The organism is Xenorhabdus aichiensis (assembly GCF_028598775.1).
In the GTDB taxonomy this organism is placed as follows: domain Bacteria; phylum Pseudomonadota; class Gammaproteobacteria; order Enterobacterales; family Enterobacteriaceae; genus Xenorhabdus; species Xenorhabdus bovienii.
Genome location: NZ_JAQRFO010000027.1, coordinates 48,884 through 65,101, shown reverse-complemented (window position 1 = coordinate 65,101; position 16,218 = coordinate 48,884). Strand labels below are relative to the sequence as shown.

Genomic DNA, 16,218 nt, shown 5'->3' with positions numbered 1-16,218 from the left:
CATTTGTGCAGTTGGGCGTTCAGGCCCTGAATAAATTAACCGCTCCCCTGGATATATTTGCGCAACTGGGAACTCAGGCGCTGGATAAATTAAAATCCACACTGGATGCATTTGTGCAGTTGGGAACTCAGGCTCTGAATAAATTAACCGCTCCCCTGGATGTATTTGCGCAGCTGGGAACTCAGGCGTTGGATAAATTAAAATCCACACTGGATTCATTTGTGCAGTTGGGTGTTCAGGCCCTGAATAAATTAACCGCTCCCCTGGATGTATTTGCTAAATTGGGTATGCAGGCTTTGGAAGAGTTAAAATCCAGCCTCAGTTTTTTTGCTCAGCTGGGCGTTCAGGCGCTGGATAAATTGAAATCCAGTCTGGATATATTTACTCAGGTTGGTGTTCAGGCTCTGGAAGAATTAAGAGCCAATCTGAATAGATTTGCTCAGGTGGGTATTCAGGCTATGGAGAATTTAAGAGATGGCTTGAAGGTATTCGCACAATTGGGAACTGAGGCTTTAGAAGCGCTAAGAGCCGCCATGGATTTTTTTGGTAAAACCGGAAACAAAGTTTTTGGCTCACTTAATGATGGTGCTGATTTGCTATCTAACAAAGGAGGTAAAGATACTTTTGGAAACCAAAGAAAAGGCCTGGGAATATTAGGGAATATTGGTCAAAAAGTTTTTGGTGTTTTGGGTAATGGTATAAATATTCTGGCAAGTGTTGGTGTAAAAGGCCTGTCTTTTTTAAGTAGTACTTTCCGTGTATTAGGAAAATCAATAATGTTCATTGGTCGGGCTATGATGGCGAACCCGATTCTTGCCATTATTGGTGTTATCGCAATGGCTGCTATTTATATTTGGCAGAATTGGGGAACGTTGGGGCCAAAATTCACAGCCTTGTGGGAAAGCATCAAGAATGTCTGTAGCAATGCATGGCAGGGAATTAAAGACATAGTCAGTGCCGCATGGGAAGGTATCAAGAACTTTTTCATGAATGGGGGACTGATCGGCATTATTTACCAAAACTGGGATGCCATTAAACAAAGCACTTCAGAAGTTTGGGAAGCGATTAAAGCCTTATTAAGTGAGAAATGGGAATCTATTAAACAAAGCGTTCTTGCCACTTGGGAAAATATCAAAGCCCAAATCAGTGGTGCTTGGGAATCCGTTAAACAGAATACTTTAGAAATCTGGGAAAGCATCAAAAAATCAATTTCAGATAGATGGAATGAAATTGTTAGTGATGTTCAAGCTATTCCAGAGAAATTAAAGAAAGCGGGTTCGGATATGATCGACAGCTTGTTAACGGGTATTCAAGAAAAATGGGAAGCCTTGAAGGGTAAAATTTCCGCTATTACTGACATATTTAGATCGTGGTGGTCAGGTGATGATAAAAAGGAAGTCGTTGTAAAAGCATCACAGGAAATAACTAATAGCGAAACTACGCAACAAGCAGCACAAGTTACTAAACATGATACAGGCGGATCTATTTCAGCCGGAAAATTCGGCATTGTGGGTGAGCGTGGCCCTGAAATTATTAGCGGCCCAGCCAATGTAACCAGCCGGAAAAATACGGCAAAACTCGCTGCTGTGGGATTTGCCGTTAGTTCAATGTCTTTGCCTATTGCCGCACAGGATGCACCGTTGCATGCGCAAAGTCTGCCTGCTCACACTTATGAGGCTGTTCAGGCGAAGAAGGAACGAAGCCTGCCACCGCAGTCTAGCGGGGCACCACAATATAACATCTATGTCTATGGCGCTCAGGGACAGTCCGCGCAGGATATTGCCCGTGTGGTCAGGCAGGAATTGGAACAACGGGAACGTATGCAGCAAGCCCGTATGCGTAGCTCACTTTCTGATAGAGGAGAAGATTTCTCATGATGGCTGCACTTGGTTTATTTGTTTTTATGTTGAAAACAACGCCATACCAAAGTTTCCAATATAAACAAAGTTGGAGACATGCCTTCAATAGCCGTGTGGGAGCACGGCCTGCATGGCAATTTATTGGTTCAGATAATGATACGATCACGCTATCGGGGGAACTTTATCCTGAACTGACAGGCGGTTCTCTTTCACTGTTTGCATTGAAATTGATGGCAGACAGCGGTAAGGCATGGTCTTTCATTGATGGAAGTGGCGCAATTTATGGAATGTTCGTTATCGAAAGCATTGATGAGACAAAAACGGAATTTATGTCGGGCGGAGCGGCCAGAAAAATCAGTTTTACACTGACTTTACGGCGCGTTGATAACAATTTGTTTGAAATGTTGGGTGATTTGCAGGATCAATTATCTGATATAAAAGGCAAACCACCTAAATCACTGGATAAGCCTTCTGGTCTTACGAGAAAGGCCATAGGTGAAATTAAGGAGCATCCTAATGCTAGATCTTAAACAGAGGATATCAAACACAGATTGGATTCCCCAATTTGATTTGGTCACTGGTAAAGAAGGTGCGCCAGCTTTTCGGTTGGAAACTAATAAGAAGGATATTACAGGGAAAATCCAATCGCGTTTAATGTCTTTAACGCTGACGGATAACCGCGGTTTGGAATCAGACCAGCTCGATATTGAGCTGGATGATGCGGATAGCAAACTTATATTTCCTTCCCGAGGCGATATTCTAGAATTGGAATTGGGGTGGCATGGCGACTCCTTAACCCCAAAGGGAAAATTTGTCGTTGATGAAATTGAACATACCGGTGCGCCTGATCGGCTGACAATTCGTGCCCGCAGTGCTGATTTTCGAGGTGATCTGAATGTTAAACGCGAAGAGTCTTACCATAAACACACGTTAGAGAGCATTGTGAGTACGATTGCTGCGAGAAACCAACTGACATTTAAAATCAGTGACGAATTGAAGGGTATCTCTATGCACATCGATCAGACCAATGAATCTGACGTGAGCTTTTTGACACGGGTGGCAAAGCAGGAAGGGGCGATTGCTTCGGTCAAAAATGGGGAATTGTTGTTTATCCGCCAAGGACAAAATAAGACCGGGAGTGGTGAGAATATTCTGCCTGTGCTGATTACTCGTGAATCAGGAGATAGTCATCGATTTTCTCTGTCTGACCGTGAAGCCTATACCGGTGTTGTTACCCAATGGCAGGATACACGAACAACCACTAAGCAAACGGTTAAATTGAAGCGGGTAGAATCAAAGAGCGGGAAAGTTGAAATTATCATTGAATATGGAAGCAGTGAGAACAAATCATCGGGCAAGGGAGACTCTAAAAAAGACAAAAATCCTGTCCAAAAAGATGAAATTCCTGTTCAAAAAGATAAAAATCCTATCCAAAAAGAGAAATATTCTGCCCAGAAAAAAGAATCCTCAACCTTTAAAAAGGAAAAAGATCGTAAAATTGAGTCTCCTCGTGAAGTAATCTCCGCTAAACCTGCTAAGACTGGTGGGGTCAGTCTGGAGAAGAAAAAAGGCGTCGATTTGACGAAGAAAAGTCACAAAACAAAAGTAAAGGATAAGCCCGATTACATTAAAAAGGGACAAAAAGAAAGTAAAAGAAAAAACAGAGATAACAGAAATATCGATGGAGAAAAGAACATCGATATTGGGGGAAGTCTATCTTCTGAGAAGCAGAGCAAATCAACGACTGAGCATCATCAAACAACAAAGGTACAGAAAAAGTCCGCAAATTATCTGGTGGGAGCTGAGGAAAATGTTCTGACACTTTCCCGTGTATATTCTAACAAGGAAAATGCGGAACGTGCTGCCAAAGCTGTTTGGGAAAAGATGCAGCGGGGGGCAGCGGAGTTTTCTATCGCCTTAGCAAAGGGACGCGCTGACATTTACCCTGAAACACCCGTTCAGATTGAAGGATTTAAGCCGGAAATTAATGGGACTAGCTGGACAATCATCAAAGTCACCCACAATCTTAATGACAGTGGATTTACAACATCGTTGGATCTCGAACTTAAAATTGATGATTTTGAAATCAAAACTGAGGATGTCGAAATAAAAGCTTGATCTCAATATGAGATCTTTGGTATATTGTTCACCAGACGAGATGGTGTTATTTCGAGACAGTTATTTCAAGAAAGGTGAACAATATGATTAAGTGTCCTCTGTGTGGTCAGTCAGCGCATACTCGTAGCAGCTTTGAGCACTCAAGCCAGACAAAGGAGCGTTATAACCAATGTCAGAATATCAACTGTGGAGCAACGTTCGTCAGCCATGAAACGTTTGTACGTTTTATTGCTAAGCCAGGTGACGTCGAGAATGTCACGCCACATCCAAGGGCGAAAACGAAGAGACAACCTCGTCAGAAAGCGGCTGCGCCATGTCAGAAAGCTGACGCACAATAAATAATGAAAAAGGACATTGCTCCAGTTTTTGCCACCGTAATGGTGGCTTTTTTATGGATGATGGACTGTATTTTGTTCTCGAATAGAGAACTTTAAAGGCATTGAGGCCAGAGAACGGCGAGTGAAATGACAATCCTTATGTAACGCCTGCTTGTCATAGAAGCAGGCGTCAAAGTCTATGACAGGGTTATTTTTGGGACTCTGTCTGTAAGATCCTTTGCATCTCATCCTTGATGTGTAGTTTTTCTTTTTTCAGGCGCACAACTTTATCGCTATAGCCGGTTCCATTTGGGCCTTCAAGCTGTGATATCTCGTGGTTAAGTCGGTTATGTTTTTCAAACAGGGATTGGAAACGGGGGTTAGATTCTTTCAGACTGGACACTAAATCACGATATTCTGGAAACATAGGACCTCCTAGACGAAATTTACTACCGCTCAATATGAGTGTAGCAGCCCATTGTAAGATCAGATTTGAGAGATATCACATAAAAAAGATCGGGTAACAACTTTATATCTTTTTGATTGTTAATAATAATTTATCATATGTCTAAATGAATAAACTTCTCATTTAAATAATAGTGGTAAAAATCAGTCTCTTGCCAAAAAAGCATAACTTATTCCTATCGTTGTACATGTTATGATTCAATTCCGTTGTTAAACATATCAAGAGGTGATAAATGAAAAAGTATCTACTTCCTTTAGCCGCTATGATGGTTTCGGTTTCTACTTTTGCTCAGGCTGATAAGAAACTCGAAGATGTCGCTCCTTATCCTAAAGCTTCAGAGGGCATGGTACGCAATGTCATTGACCTTGCGCCAGAAGAGGATGAAGGCGATTACATGGTTGAACTGATGATTGGCAAGGATATAAAAGTAGACTGTAATCATCACTGGTTTGGTGGGCAACTTGAAACAAAAACCTTGGAGGGGTGGGGATACGATTATTATGTATTGAATAATGTCACCGGCCCAGCGTCAACCCACATGGGTTGTCCAGGGCAAGAAGAAACTGTGCGTTTTGTTCAAGTACAGTTAGGCAAAGATGCGCTTATACGCTATAACAGCAAATTACCTATCGTGGTATATACACCAAAATCAATGACAGTCAAATATCGTATTTGGCAGGCATTGGATGATGTCGATAATGCAGTAATCAGATAAATTATTGATTAGGTAAATCAACAACCTGAGTTTTATGAATATCTAACTCAGGTTGTTATGTTTATTATATTATCGTCATAAAGTTTTCGGTTAATTTATCTTTAACGGATAATGGTTATTTTCTAACATTAATTTTCATCAAGTTGACAATAAAACCGTTCCAAATAAGATGATTCTTAAATCATCATCTGTGATATTCGTCAATCCTTTATTTTCTGCCTACGGTTCCTTGTATATATTTAAAAATACTAACTAAACTTTGTTGGGATTCTTTTGCATTCATGCAAATATCATTGAGGAATCATAGAATGTTCAAAAAATTATCGGCAGAGTTTTTGGGTACTTTTTGGTTGGTGTTTGGCGGATGTGGCAGTGCTGTTTTAGCCGCCGCATTTCCACAGCTGGGGATTGGTTTTGTGGGGGTATCTCTGGCTTTTGGTTTAACGGTCGTGACGATGGCCTATGCCGTAGGGCATATTTCAGGAGGGCACTTTAATCCGGCCGTCACATTGGGGTTATTTGCTGGAGGGCGTATTTCAGCAAAAGAAGTTATTCCTTATATCATTGCTCAAGTAATTGGGGGAATTGCTGCCGCAGCCGTACTTTATCTTATTGCCAGCGGTAAAAGTAGTTTTGATGCAACGGCAAGTGGTTTCGCATCCAATGGTTATGGTGAACATTCTCCCGGCGGTTTTTCACTACAGGCTGCCATTATCATTGAGTTGGTATTAACCGCATTTTTCCTGATTGTGATCCTCGGTACAACCGATAAAAATGCATCAGTAGGGTTTGCGCCACTGGCCATTGGTTTGGCATTAACACTTATCCATTTAATCAGTATCCCTGTGACAAATACGTCGGTTAACCCGGCAAGAAGTACGGCAGTTGCTGTTTTTCAAGGCACATGGGCGTTGGATCAACTTTGGCTGTTCTGGCTGATCCCATTAATTGGTGGTGCTATCGGTGGCTTGATATACCGTACGTTATTACAGAAAGATTGATATCTTGTCATTTTGAATAGCCATGCGATTGCGTGGCTTTTTTTATCATATTTATGGTAAATTTTTCCACGGCTGACGCTTTTTAAAAAGGAAAAATGATGGAGCAAAATATAACGTGGGAACAAGGTGAATACTGGGTCACCACGGATAAAACGAAATTTGATATTCATTTTGTTCATAATAATCTTACCCAATTATATTGGGCGCGTGGGATTACGCTTGAGAAAGTCAGAACAGGGATAGAGCATAGCTTATGTTTTGCCTTGTTTCATTGTGATAAAGAAATTGGTTTTGCGCGATTAATTACAGATTTTTCAACGTTTGCTTATCTTTGCGATGTCTTTATTGTGCCGGACTATCAGAAAAAAGGATTGGGACGTTGGTTGATGGAGTGTGTTTTACAGCATCCTATTATTTCTCATGTGAAACGGGTCATGTTGGTGACCTCTTCGGCGGGTGGGCTTTATGAAAAATTCGGTTTTGAGCCTGTCAGGGTGCAGGATTTTGTTTGGACGCTAGAGAAAACGAAAGCGTCTGAGTAAATGAAACGGCAATAATGGTGATGCCGGCACTGGCAACCCAACCAGTGCCAATCATTATGACCTCCGGTTTAATAAATTTGATCATGTCATGCAGTGTATCGCCGGCTTCAACGTGTCCACCTTGACTGTTAATGAAGATTTTTATCGGATCCGTGTTGACTTCTTGCAGAATCAAAAGTTGAGACATCACTTTTTCAGCCAGTTGCTGATTAATTTCTTCAGTGATAATAATGTAACGTAATTTAAGGAGTTTATTCTTTAGTATGGGGATTATCGCGTTATTTTCTTCTGTTAATTCAGGATATTCGCTATGCATCATTTCTATTCTCATGTAATAAACAATATTAATGGTATAAATAATATAGCTCTTAAAAACGTTTTTATGTTGAAAAAACGTATTTAAAGAGTATTAGATTTAATTTATGTCATAAAATCAAAAAAATTGAATTAATTTATTAAATTTTTTAGTTATTTTAGATGTTTGTGATGTTATATATTTATCGGCAGAATTCTTATGAAGATATAACACGTGTAATAAAATAAGATATATGCAATATATATTGTTATTTGTGTAATATACGTGATGTTGTTGTGGGTTTTATGTTAAATATTTGATGATATATATTGTGGTGAATTGAATATGTAATTTTATTATCTGTTTTATCAATAAGTTATCAAGAACTCATCAAGATTGGCTTCTTATGCCAGATGAATGACTTGAAAAAGTAATAGGCTATTAAAGATGTAAAGTCAAGGCTCTCAATATGTTCAGCTTAATTTATATATTAGGTTGGTTATACCTTATGATTTTTTGATATTTCCTTTTTTTCTATTGTGGGATTTTTATTGAATTATATATTAAGAGTATAACAGTGAACATTTGATTTATGGAGTCTTTACAATCTGCAAATAGGCATTGTTGGTAGTGAAGTGGGTGTAATAAATTAGGAAAAAAATATGGAACATCTTGACGTAGAAAAGGTGTCGAGCAAAATTTTACATGAATTGTTGCAATATAGACGCCGTTTCTCAGAATCTGAACATACGATTGAATATGAAGAACAGAAAGTCTCTGAAGTTCAGCTACCACGCATTCGTGCGTTTGTTGAACAGGGTAAAGCTGTTGAATGTATTCTTCCTGCGTTTCCGACAAAATCGCCAAACCCCCGCAAAGTACTGGGTACGATGCCTGATATGGCAGAAAAATTATCACTGATTTTTCTGAATTCTCTGTGTCAGCGCATTCAACTTTATTATCCACCAGGTGCAAATATTGTTATTTGTTCTGATGGGCATGTATTCAGTGATCTTATCCATGTCGACGATGAAACCATTACCCATTATCAATTGGAAATTGAAAAGTTGCTGCATGAACTGGGTGCAACCAATCTTTCAGTTTTTAATCTCGGCAATGTTGAATCACTAACCCAATATACCAGCAATTATGATCAACTGCGTGAGTTGCTGGTGAATGGCTATGCTTCTTCGGTAGAAGAAATTAAGGCCACGCTTAAAGAGAGTGAAGAAGGGCTTCAGCTCTATCGGGCGATTACTCGTTTTCTCTATGAAGATAGTCTGTTGCCGGGATATGACGGCTCGAAAACTGCCTTGCAGAAAGATGCGCGTCAGCGAGCGGCTGGCGTTATCCAGCGTAGTTGGGCTTGGGGAAATCTGCTGGCTGAACAATTTCCATTGGCTATTCGCCTTTCTATCCATCCGCAGCCCGTTGACAGTATTAAAATCGGTATTCATATGATGCCTACCCGGGATGATTGGCTTACGCCGTGGCATGGTGTCGCAGCCAATATTAACGGTCAATTTGTGCTGATGAAAAGTGATGAAGTGAAAAAGATGCAGGGGAAATTGGTCGAGATCCGTGGTGTCCCCAGCCATTACATGATTGAAGCCGTATCTGAGCAAAATCAGCAGGTGGAACCGCTGGTTGCCGCTCCGCAGGAACAATAATAAAGGTTATCTGAAAGCTATTCGCCGTTATACCGCATTTTTGAGAGAGGGCATTATGAGTATAGATGAACTGGATTGTCGCATTGAACCGATCATGCCTTTTGGACTACTGATTACGCCCAATGCTCCTAAGCAGGACATCACTACGTTGTCTATTGATACCCTGCGCGAGCTAGCACGTACCCATAAGCTGGTTGTATTACGTGGCTTTTCTTCTGGTTTTACGGATCCGGAAAAGTTGACGGAATACACTGGCCGTTGGGGAGAAATAATGATGTGGCCGTTTGGCGCCATACTGGATGTCATGGAGCGCCCTGATCCTTCTGATCATGTTTTGGACAGCACCCATGTGCCATTACATTGGGATGGGATGTATAAGCCGACAATTCCGGAGTTTCAGATATTTCACTGCGTCTCTGCACCTGAGGCAAGTCAAGGAGGGCGGACCACGTTTGTTGATACTGAGCAATTGATTGTTGATGCCAGTGATGATGAGCGTCATGAGTGGAAAAACACCATGATAACTTACCGTACAAGCAGAGTGACGCATTATGGTGGAGAGGTGGTTTCACCGCTGGTTTGTCTCCATCCTGATGGTAAGAAATGGGTGATGCGTTACAACGAACCCATGACAGGAAAAGATGATAAATATTCTGACCATCATTTGTTGACAATCAATGGGTTGTCAGTTGAACAGCAAAAAGAATTTGAAAGAAATCTGTATAACAGATTGTATGACCCGCGTTATTTCTATGCTCATCAATGGCAGTCCGGTGATTTTGTGATTAGTGATAATTTTACTTTGCTACATGGTCGGGAAGCGTTTATTACTCATTCTCCCCGACATCTCCAGCGGGTACATATTCATGGAACACCTGTCTGTGAGAATCTCAGTTTCCGAACTATTTCCAATTCAGATTCTGGTGAAGCGGACGTTGAGTTGAAGGAGGTTTGATTAATGGCTCGTATTGTTTTGGCTGCGATTGCGACTCCAGGCCATGTTTTTCCCATTTGCTCCATTGCCAAGCATTTGATAGGGCAGGGGCACGAAGCGACAATATTCACGGGTTCTATTTTTCGGCAGCAGGCAGAAGCGTTGGGAGCGAGTTTTGTCGCTTTTGATCAGCAGGTTGATGTTGATTACCGTAATCTGGAAGAGAAATTTCCTGAGAGAGGGCAGCATCCTCCCGGAAATCATCAGATGACACATGCCCTTAAGCAATTTTTTGCTGGCCCTATACCCGTGCTGTATCGTCAGTTGGAACAGTTAGTTGAAGGCGCTGATTTGCTGATTGTGGACAATACGTTCTATGCGGTACTGCCATTGTTACAGAAACCTGCCCATGATCGTATTCCTGTTATTGCGATTGGGGTGACACCGTTGTCATGGTCGACTCGGGATACCATCTTCTGGGGACCGCGTATTCCTCCTGAATTATTGCCTGCTGATTTGATGCGTGAGCAATTGGTGGATGAGGAAACGGGTCAGTTGATTGGACAGGTACGGGATGCATTCAACACAGCACTGTTGGAAGTGGCATCTTCTCCTCTGACACAAGATCACAATGATGTCGTTCTGAGTCGAGCCGACCGTTTCCTGCAATTGGCAACCAAATCGTTTGAATTTCCTCGTGATGATTTACCGGAAACGGTGGATTTTATCGGTGCGCTGGGTGTCGAAGTGCAGGATGATAAAACCCAGTTGGAGTGGCCAGATGAAAGCCTGCCGCTTGTCTTAGTCACACAGGGAACGCTGGCGAATGTTGATCTCAGCCAATTGCTGTTACCTACCTTGCGTGCATTGGCGACGCTGCCGGTGCGTGTGCTGGCAATTACGGCAGGAAGGCCAGTCGAAACGTTGGGTGAAGAGATCCCTGACAATGCCAGAGTGGTGGAGTACCTTAACTTTGAACACTGGCTTCCTCGTTCAGCAATTTTCATTACCAATGGTGGGTATGGTTCTCTTAATGCGGCCATTCGTCACGGTGTGCCGCTGGTGGTTGCTGGTACGGGAGATGGTAAGCTGGAGGCTGTCGCCCGTGTTATCTGGTCACGATGCGGTATTAGTCTGAATACGGATACACCGAGTGAAAAACAGTTATATCAAGCGGTGACCCGGATACTTTCTTCTCCTGAATGGCATTATCAGTCACAGAGAATCAAGGCAGATTATGATGCTCATAATGCCTTGGAATCGATCACTCGTCATGTTAATGAATTGATTGCTGAATCAGCTTGAGTCATTAATTGAAGAAAAAGTATATATACCGAATGGATTTCGAGTTGCAGCGCGACGGCAAGGGAAGGAATCCCCGGGAGCATAGTTAACTATGTGACCGGGGTGAGTGAGCGTAGCCAACAAAGCGGCAACTTGAAAGACGGAGGGTATATAATCGGTTAAACCGTCACGAACATCCCCATGTCTGAGTGGGGAATATTCAGTGACGGTTTATTCTTGATCGGAAGTTCTGATTCAGGGTATTAATGCAGAGAGATATCAGGCCTTTTCCCGTACACCTTCAACGGAAATAACCAATTCAACTTCCTGAGATTTTGGTCCTAAATTAGCCTTAATATCAAAATCTTTCAGTTTAATTTTACCATTAGCTTCAAAACCCGTACGGTATCCACCCCACGGATCTTTACCTTCTCCCATTAATTTGGCATTCAGCGTCACAGGTTTGGTGACACCATTTAATGTTAGATCACCGATAACTGTGTATTTTTCTCCCTCTTTGCTGATCTTAGTTGAAGTAAATTTAGCTTCTGGATATTTTTCCGTGTTTAAAAAATTAGGCTTGCGCAGGTGTTTATCGCGCTCGGCATGGTTGGTGTCTACGCTATTCGTCTTAATAACGACATTAACTTTGTCTTTTGCTGGGTTTTGCGGATCGAAAGCAAAATCTCCGTCAAATTTTCTGAAGCTACCGTAAAGCCAGCTCATACCCAAATGTTGGATACGAAATTCAATAAAGGCGTGTTGGCCAATCGTATCGATTTTATAGTTAGCGGCTATTGCAGAGCCTGTACTCATTAATAAAGCGCCTGCGGTCAGGCCAATTAGCATCTTTTTTAACATAGTGATTCTCCAGAGGTTATTTTTAGTCAGGGTTTGAAGCCAAATATTCTTTTTAAGGTACTATCGCGGTCAATAAAATGATGCTTCAATGCAGCAAGTGTGTGCAGCAGGGAGAGCACCACAACAACCCAAGCGAGATAAAGGTGGATAATGCCAGCGGTATCTGCCTGTACGCCTTGTTCTGACAGCGTAGCAGGGATATCAAACCATCCAAAAACACTGATAGGTTGCCCGTCAGCCGTAGAAATAAGATATCCGCTGCCTAAAATGCCAAACAGAGCCAGATAGAGCGTGAAATGAACCAGTTTGGAACCGATTCGCGTCAAATGGCTGTAACTTGTCAGAGGTTTTGGTGGCGGAGAAATAAACCGCCAGATAATACGAATAACCATGACAAAAAAAATTAAACTCCCAATACTTTTATGGAGTTCTGGTGCCTGATGATACCAAGTATCGTAATAGCTTAATGTCACCATCCATAATCCAAGTGCAAACATACCGTAAACAGCGAGTGCAACTAACCAATGGATTAAAACAGAAACATGACCAAAGCGCGTGGAAGTATTTTTTAAAAGCATACCGTTTCCTTATTTTTGATCACTGAAAACTCTCTGCGAATATAAATGAGAAAGTTTAGGTATTATAGTAGATTAAAATGCTATTTGATTTTTATAAATCTTCGACAAATAATTTGTTTAAGAATGTCAGATTTTATCAATAATATAATCATATTATGATCTTGATGATGAAATAAAAAGAATTTAATTCATTTGTTGATTGTGATTTAATGTTAGGTGATTAATATCCATAATAATTATGTGTAAAATTAAAGGTGATATTATTTAATTGTATTTTTTCTATATTCATTTTTGTTTTTAATATATTAATTAAATGAATAATGATCAAGGTGTAAATTGAAATTTATTCATTTATCCATAAAGTGACAGTTATTTTTTATTATAGATCACAATCAATAATAGGAATAACTTATTACTAAATAGATTTTGCGTGTGAATATTATCACTTTATTAAATGATTTATTTAAAAAACAGATGGGTGATTATTATTTAAATTGGTAAAAATAAAAAGCGTTTCCCTGTGTGCCATTGTTTACTCTTAGGGCAAGAGATTGTAATGTTTTCGCGTAGTCACACTCTTTGATCACTATAGCGGGAAATACGATGTACACATTGTGGATAGCCAATAAAAATTATTCTTCTTGGTCACTGCGTCCGTGGATTTTGCTGAAGGCGCTGGAGATCCCATTTAACGAGCAGCTTAGTTATTTTGAAGAGGATAAAAGTAGTTATGAAAAATTCAAAGCATTCTCACCCACTGGGCTTGTTCCTTGTCTGGTAGAGGGTGAAATTACCGTTTGGGATTCACTGGCTATTGTTGAATACCTTGCAGAACACCACACTCAGGTTTGGCCACAAGATCGCATCGCCAGAGCATGGGCAAGAAGTGCTTCGGCAGAAATGCATTCTGGTTTTGCCACATTGCGCCAAACTTGCGCGATGAATTGTTCAAAACAGTTTGAATTGAGGGAAATTTCCCCTGAATTACAGTGTGATATTGACCGCCTTGATGCTCTTTGGTCAGACGGGTTAACGAAATTTGGCGGCGAATGGCTGGCTGGGAATACATTCACTGCGGTTGATGCGTTTTTCGCTCCAGTGGCTTTCCGTGCTCAGACCTATGGGCTGAAATTTTCTGCTATTAGTCAGGCATGGGTTGATCGTATGCTTAAGCATCCGGCAATGGTGGAATGGGCTGAGGCGGCAGCAAAAGAGCCTGAAATAGAGTATTAATTAATAGATAGATATTATTTGACTCAATAACATGCAGGGTACGTTGTGTGCCCTGATTAGAATCACCTATTTTTGGTTGAATATAATTTATTGAGTGATTATTTTAATTTTATTAACCACCTAATATGGACAAAAAAAAGCTCCGTATTGATACGGAGCAGAAATGGGTAAAAGTAGCTGGAAAAATGTAGTAGGTAGTACAGGTGCATAGTAATCCTACGCAATTAAACGCGGATTAAACAAAAGAGATGTAGTGCAGAGGAAGTTCAGTGTGAGGTTTGTTGAGGGGCAATAACAAATTATTTCCGCTTGAGAGAATACCTGGTATGGCCCATTAACAATGAATTTTTATCAAACAAGCCATACCAAATATCAGTTTTTGTCATTGAGTCATACCCTATATTTTTTTATTGGCTGTGACCTGATGAGAAACGGCATCTCGGATCACCTCCAGCGAGGCAGGGTTCTCAATTAACGCAATATCGTTCGGCTCCCGTCCTTCACAAATCGCCTGCATGGTGCGGCGCAGCATTTTCCCTGAGCGGGTTTTGGGAAGTTGGGTAACAAAATAGACCCGCGCCGGGCGCCCGACACTGCCGAGCTGCTTATCGACCAGATCCATCAGTGATTTTTCCAGTGCTGCGAAAGGGTCAGCATTCTGGATTTCCCGTCCTTCCTTGAGTACCGCAAAGGCAACAGCGGCTTGCCCTTTTACTTCATCTTTGATGCCAATCACGGCTACTTCTGCCACGTCTTCATGGCTGGCGATGCACTCTTCGATTTCCCGTGTTCCTAAGCGATGCCCTGAGATATTAATCACATCGTCCGAACGCCCCAGAATAAAATAGTAACCGTCGCTGTCACGGATGCCCCAGTCGAACGTAGAATAAATCTGCTGGGCAAAATGCTTCCAGTAAGTATTTACAAAACGAGTATCATCGCCATAGATGGTCTGAATACAACCGGGAGGCAGGGGGCCTTTGGCGACCAACATCCCTTTTTCGTTATCGCCACATTCCTGACCCGTTAGTTCGTTGATCAGTTTGACGTTGAAGCCGTACATTGGAAAACCGGGGCTGCCAAAACGACTCGGCCGATCATCCAACCCACGCGCAATCGCCATAATCGGCCAGCCGGTTTCGGTCTGCCAATAATTATCAATGACCGGAACGTTGATTGTCTCCGCAACCCAGCGGGCAGTATGTTCATCAAGCGGCTCACCCGCCAGATATAGTGTCTCAAGTGATGAAATATCGTATTTTGCAATACAATCTGTGGGATATTTTTTCAGAACACGGATTGCGGTTGGCGCAGAAAACATTCTGGTGACCTGATGTTTTTCCACGATTTGCCACCAAATACTCGCATCAGGGCGGGTCGGCAGCCCTTCATACATGATGGTTGCCATGCCAGCAATAAGTGGCGCATAGACAATGTAAGAGTGGCCAACCACCCAGCCGATATCCGATGTGCAAAAGAAAACGCCGCCTGCTTTGCCGCCAAAAATGGCATCCATCGAGGTCGCCAGTGCGACTGCATAGCCGCCGACATCACGCTGTACGCCTTTGGGCGTCCCCGTTGTGCCCGATGTATATAGCACACAGGAGGTTTCATTGGATTCCATCCATGTGACAGGAATATCTGCATCAAGGTGCGTTTGCCGCAGGCTGGCGAAATCGATATCCCGTCCTTCCAGCCAATTTATTGCGGCCAGACCGCGGTTCACCATCAAAACATGGCGTGGTGTGTGTTGCGCTAGCTCAATAGCTTCGTCCAGCAGGGGTTTATAAGGAATAATTTTGCCTCTGCGCGATCCCGCATCCGCAGAGACGACCAGCACCGGCTCTGCGTTATCCAGTCGTGTGGCGAGACTGTGGGAAGCAAAGCCGCCAAACACGACCGAATGAATCGCACCGATACGGGCGCAGGCGAGCAGGACGAACAGGGCTTCTGCCACCATTGGCATGTAAACCACCACGCGATCGCCTTTTTTTACCCCCAGCGAGAGCATCATGGCAGCGGCTCGGTTGACTTCCTGATGTAATTCTTTATAGGTGAAAACTTTTTCGCTATTGGTTTCGGTTGAAATGGCAATCAACGCCTTGGCATCGGGTTGGATTTCCAGCCAGCGATCCAGCGCGTTGTAACATAGATTGGTTTGCCCACCGCTGAACCAGCGGGCAAAAGGCGGGTTACTGTGATCCAATACTTGTGCAAAAGGATGTTGCCAGTGTATTCGCCGGGCCTGGTCTGCCCAAAAGGCATCGGGATTATCAATCGAATGCTGATAAAAATCTTGGAATGACATAATCTCTCCTGGCGCTATGCAGATGAGAGGCGGTTCT

The 16,218-nt window shown here is 42.2% G+C and carries 14 protein-coding genes and 2 pseudogenes; 11 read left to right on the top strand and 5 right to left on the bottom strand.

Annotated features, from left to right (window positions below):
- From PSI22_RS13120 to PSI22_RS13100, 4 genes and pseudogenes are all read left to right on the top strand, one after another.
- A pseudogene (locus PSI22_RS13120) lies at window positions 1-1,877 on the top strand (phage tail protein); the annotation flags it as partial.
- A complete protein-coding gene (locus PSI22_RS13115; protein WP_038197081.1) occupies window positions 1,874-2,389 on the top strand; it encodes a phage tail protein in 516 nt (171 codons plus the stop codon). The pseudogene PSI22_RS13120 and the gene PSI22_RS13115, both read left to right, overlap by 4 nt.
- The gene (locus PSI22_RS21515; RefSeq protein WP_370689029.1) at window positions 2,376-3,977 is read left to right on the top strand and encodes a contractile injection system protein, VgrG/Pvc8 family; all 1,602 of its coding nucleotides are present in this window, start codon (window positions 2,376-2,378) and stop codon (window positions 3,975-3,977) included. The genes PSI22_RS13115 and PSI22_RS21515 overlap by 14 nt, the downstream gene beginning before the upstream one ends.
- Window positions 3,978-4,060: 83 nt before the next feature.
- Window positions 4,061-4,315, top strand: coding sequence for an ogr/Delta-like zinc finger family protein (locus PSI22_RS13100; protein WP_038197079.1), 255 nt, complete (start codon window positions 4,061-4,063; stop codon window positions 4,313-4,315).
- Between the two features lie 187 nt (window positions 4,316-4,502).
- On the opposite strand, the gene PSI22_RS13095 is transcribed toward PSI22_RS13100, so the two are convergent.
- A complete protein-coding gene (locus PSI22_RS13095; protein WP_273580133.1) occupies window positions 4,503-4,721 on the bottom strand; it encodes an HP1242/YdcH family protein in 219 nt (72 codons plus the stop codon).
- Between the two features lie 271 nt (window positions 4,722-4,992).
- On the opposite strand from PSI22_RS13095, the gene eco reads away from it, so the two are divergent.
- The 3 genes from eco to PSI22_RS13080 all read left to right on the top strand — a co-directional run bounded on the left by eco (window position 4,993) and on the right by PSI22_RS13080 (window position 7,018).
- Window positions 4,993-5,475 (top strand): serine protease inhibitor ecotin, encoded by a 483-nt coding sequence (eco, locus tag PSI22_RS13090; RefSeq protein WP_273580132.1) that lies wholly within the window; start codon window positions 4,993-4,995, stop codon window positions 5,473-5,475.
- Between the two features lie 308 nt (window positions 5,476-5,783).
- Complete coding sequence (aqpZ, locus tag PSI22_RS13085; protein ID WP_273580131.1) at window positions 5,784-6,476, top strand: aquaporin Z; 693 nt, start codon at window positions 5,784-5,786, stop codon at window positions 6,474-6,476.
- Between the two features lie 98 nt (window positions 6,477-6,574).
- Complete coding sequence (locus PSI22_RS13080) at window positions 6,575-7,018, top strand: GNAT family N-acetyltransferase (RefSeq protein ID WP_273580130.1); 444 nt, start codon at window positions 6,575-6,577, stop codon at window positions 7,016-7,018.
- A gap of 13 nt (window positions 7,019-7,031) precedes the next feature.
- On the opposite strand, the pseudogene PSI22_RS13075 reads toward PSI22_RS13080, so the two are convergent.
- Window positions 7,032-7,334 (bottom strand): annotated as a pseudogene (locus PSI22_RS13075) (ATP-dependent Clp protease proteolytic subunit); the annotation flags it as partial.
- A gap of 641 nt (window positions 7,335-7,975) precedes the next feature.
- Here PSI22_RS13075 and pvcA point away from each other — a divergent pair.
- From pvcA to PSI22_RS13060, 3 genes are read left to right on the top strand one after another with little or no spacing between them, the layout of a single operon-like run.
- The gene (pvcA, locus tag PSI22_RS13070) at window positions 7,976-8,983 is read left to right on the top strand and encodes an L-tyrosine isonitrile synthase (RefSeq protein ID WP_273580129.1); all 1,008 of its coding nucleotides are present in this window, start codon (window positions 7,976-7,978) and stop codon (window positions 8,981-8,983) included.
- A gap of 55 nt (window positions 8,984-9,038) precedes the next feature.
- Window positions 9,039-9,938 carry a tyrosine isonitrile desaturase/decarboxylase gene (pvcB, locus tag PSI22_RS13065; protein ID WP_273580128.1) on the top strand — a complete coding sequence of 300 codons (900 nt, stop codon included), beginning with the start codon at window positions 9,039-9,041 and terminating at the stop codon, window positions 9,936-9,938.
- A 3-nt stretch (window positions 9,939-9,941) separates the two neighbouring features.
- Window positions 9,942-11,222 carry a glycosyltransferase gene (locus tag PSI22_RS13060; protein WP_273580127.1) on the top strand — a complete coding sequence of 427 codons (1,281 nt, stop codon included), beginning with the start codon at window positions 9,942-9,944 and terminating at the stop codon, window positions 11,220-11,222.
- Window positions 11,223-11,480: 258 nt separating this feature from the next.
- On the opposite strand, the gene PSI22_RS13055 is transcribed toward PSI22_RS13060, so the two are convergent.
- Window positions 11,481-12,062 (bottom strand): YceI family protein, encoded by a 582-nt coding sequence (locus PSI22_RS13055; RefSeq protein ID WP_273580126.1) that lies wholly within the window; start codon window positions 12,060-12,062, stop codon window positions 11,481-11,483.
- A 26-nt stretch (window positions 12,063-12,088) separates the two neighbouring features.
- On the bottom strand, window positions 12,089-12,640 hold the full coding sequence (locus tag PSI22_RS13050; protein ID WP_273580125.1) for a cytochrome b: 552 nt from the start codon (window positions 12,638-12,640) through the stop codon (window positions 12,089-12,091).
- 603 nt (window positions 12,641-13,243) lie between these two features.
- Here PSI22_RS13050 and PSI22_RS13045 point away from each other — a divergent pair.
- Complete coding sequence (locus PSI22_RS13045; protein WP_273580124.1) at window positions 13,244-13,873, top strand: glutathione S-transferase family protein; 630 nt, start codon at window positions 13,244-13,246, stop codon at window positions 13,871-13,873.
- Between the two features lie 397 nt (window positions 13,874-14,270).
- On the opposite strand, the gene PSI22_RS13040 is transcribed toward PSI22_RS13045, so the two are convergent.
- Window positions 14,271-16,181: a propionate--CoA ligase gene (locus PSI22_RS13040; RefSeq protein WP_273580123.1), complete on the bottom strand. Its 1,911-nt coding sequence runs from the start codon at window positions 16,179-16,181 to the stop codon at window positions 14,271-14,273.
- Between the last annotated feature and the right edge of the window lie 37 nt (window positions 16,182-16,218).

What these genes read in the sequence shown, in the direction of transcription:
- PSI22_RS13060 (WP_273580127.1), top strand. Translation starts at nt 9,942, where the DNA reads ATGGCTCGTATTGTTTTGGCTGCGATTGCGACTCCAGGCCATGTTTTT.
- aqpZ (WP_273580131.1), top strand. Translation starts at nt 5,784, where the DNA reads ATGTTCAAAAAATTATCGGCAGAGTTTTTGGGTACTTTTTGGTTGGTG.
- PSI22_RS13080 (WP_273580130.1), top strand. Translation starts at nt 6,575, where the DNA reads ATGGAGCAAAATATAACGTGGGAACAAGGTGAATACTGGGTCACCACG.
- pvcA (WP_273580129.1), top strand. Translation starts at nt 7,976, where the DNA reads ATGGAACATCTTGACGTAGAAAAGGTGTCGAGCAAAATTTTACATGAA.
- PSI22_RS13115 (WP_038197081.1), top strand. Translation starts at nt 1,874, where the DNA reads ATGATGGCTGCACTTGGTTTATTTGTTTTTATGTTGAAAACAACGCCA.
- PSI22_RS13045 (WP_273580124.1), top strand. Translation starts at nt 13,244, where the DNA reads ATGTACACATTGTGGATAGCCAATAAAAATTATTCTTCTTGGTCACTG.
- eco (WP_273580132.1), top strand. Translation starts at nt 4,993, where the DNA reads ATGAAAAAGTATCTACTTCCTTTAGCCGCTATGATGGTTTCGGTTTCT.
- PSI22_RS13040 (WP_273580123.1), bottom strand. Translation starts at nt 16,181, where the DNA reads ATGTCATTCCAAGATTTTTATCAGCATTCGATTGATAATCCCGATGCC.
- PSI22_RS13050 (WP_273580125.1), bottom strand. Translation starts at nt 12,640, where the DNA reads ATGCTTTTAAAAAATACTTCCACGCGCTTTGGTCATGTTTCTGTTTTA.
- PSI22_RS13100 (WP_038197079.1), top strand. Translation starts at nt 4,061, where the DNA reads ATGATTAAGTGTCCTCTGTGTGGTCAGTCAGCGCATACTCGTAGCAGC.
- PSI22_RS13095 (WP_273580133.1), bottom strand. Translation starts at nt 4,721, where the DNA reads ATGTTTCCAGAATATCGTGATTTAGTGTCCAGTCTGAAAGAATCTAAC.
- PSI22_RS13055 (WP_273580126.1), bottom strand. Translation starts at nt 12,062, where the DNA reads ATGTTAAAAAAGATGCTAATTGGCCTGACCGCAGGCGCTTTATTAATG.
- pvcB (WP_273580128.1), top strand. Translation starts at nt 9,039, where the DNA reads ATGAGTATAGATGAACTGGATTGTCGCATTGAACCGATCATGCCTTTT.
- PSI22_RS21515 (WP_370689029.1), top strand. Translation starts at nt 2,376, where the DNA reads ATGCTAGATCTTAAACAGAGGATATCAAACACAGATTGGATTCCCCAA.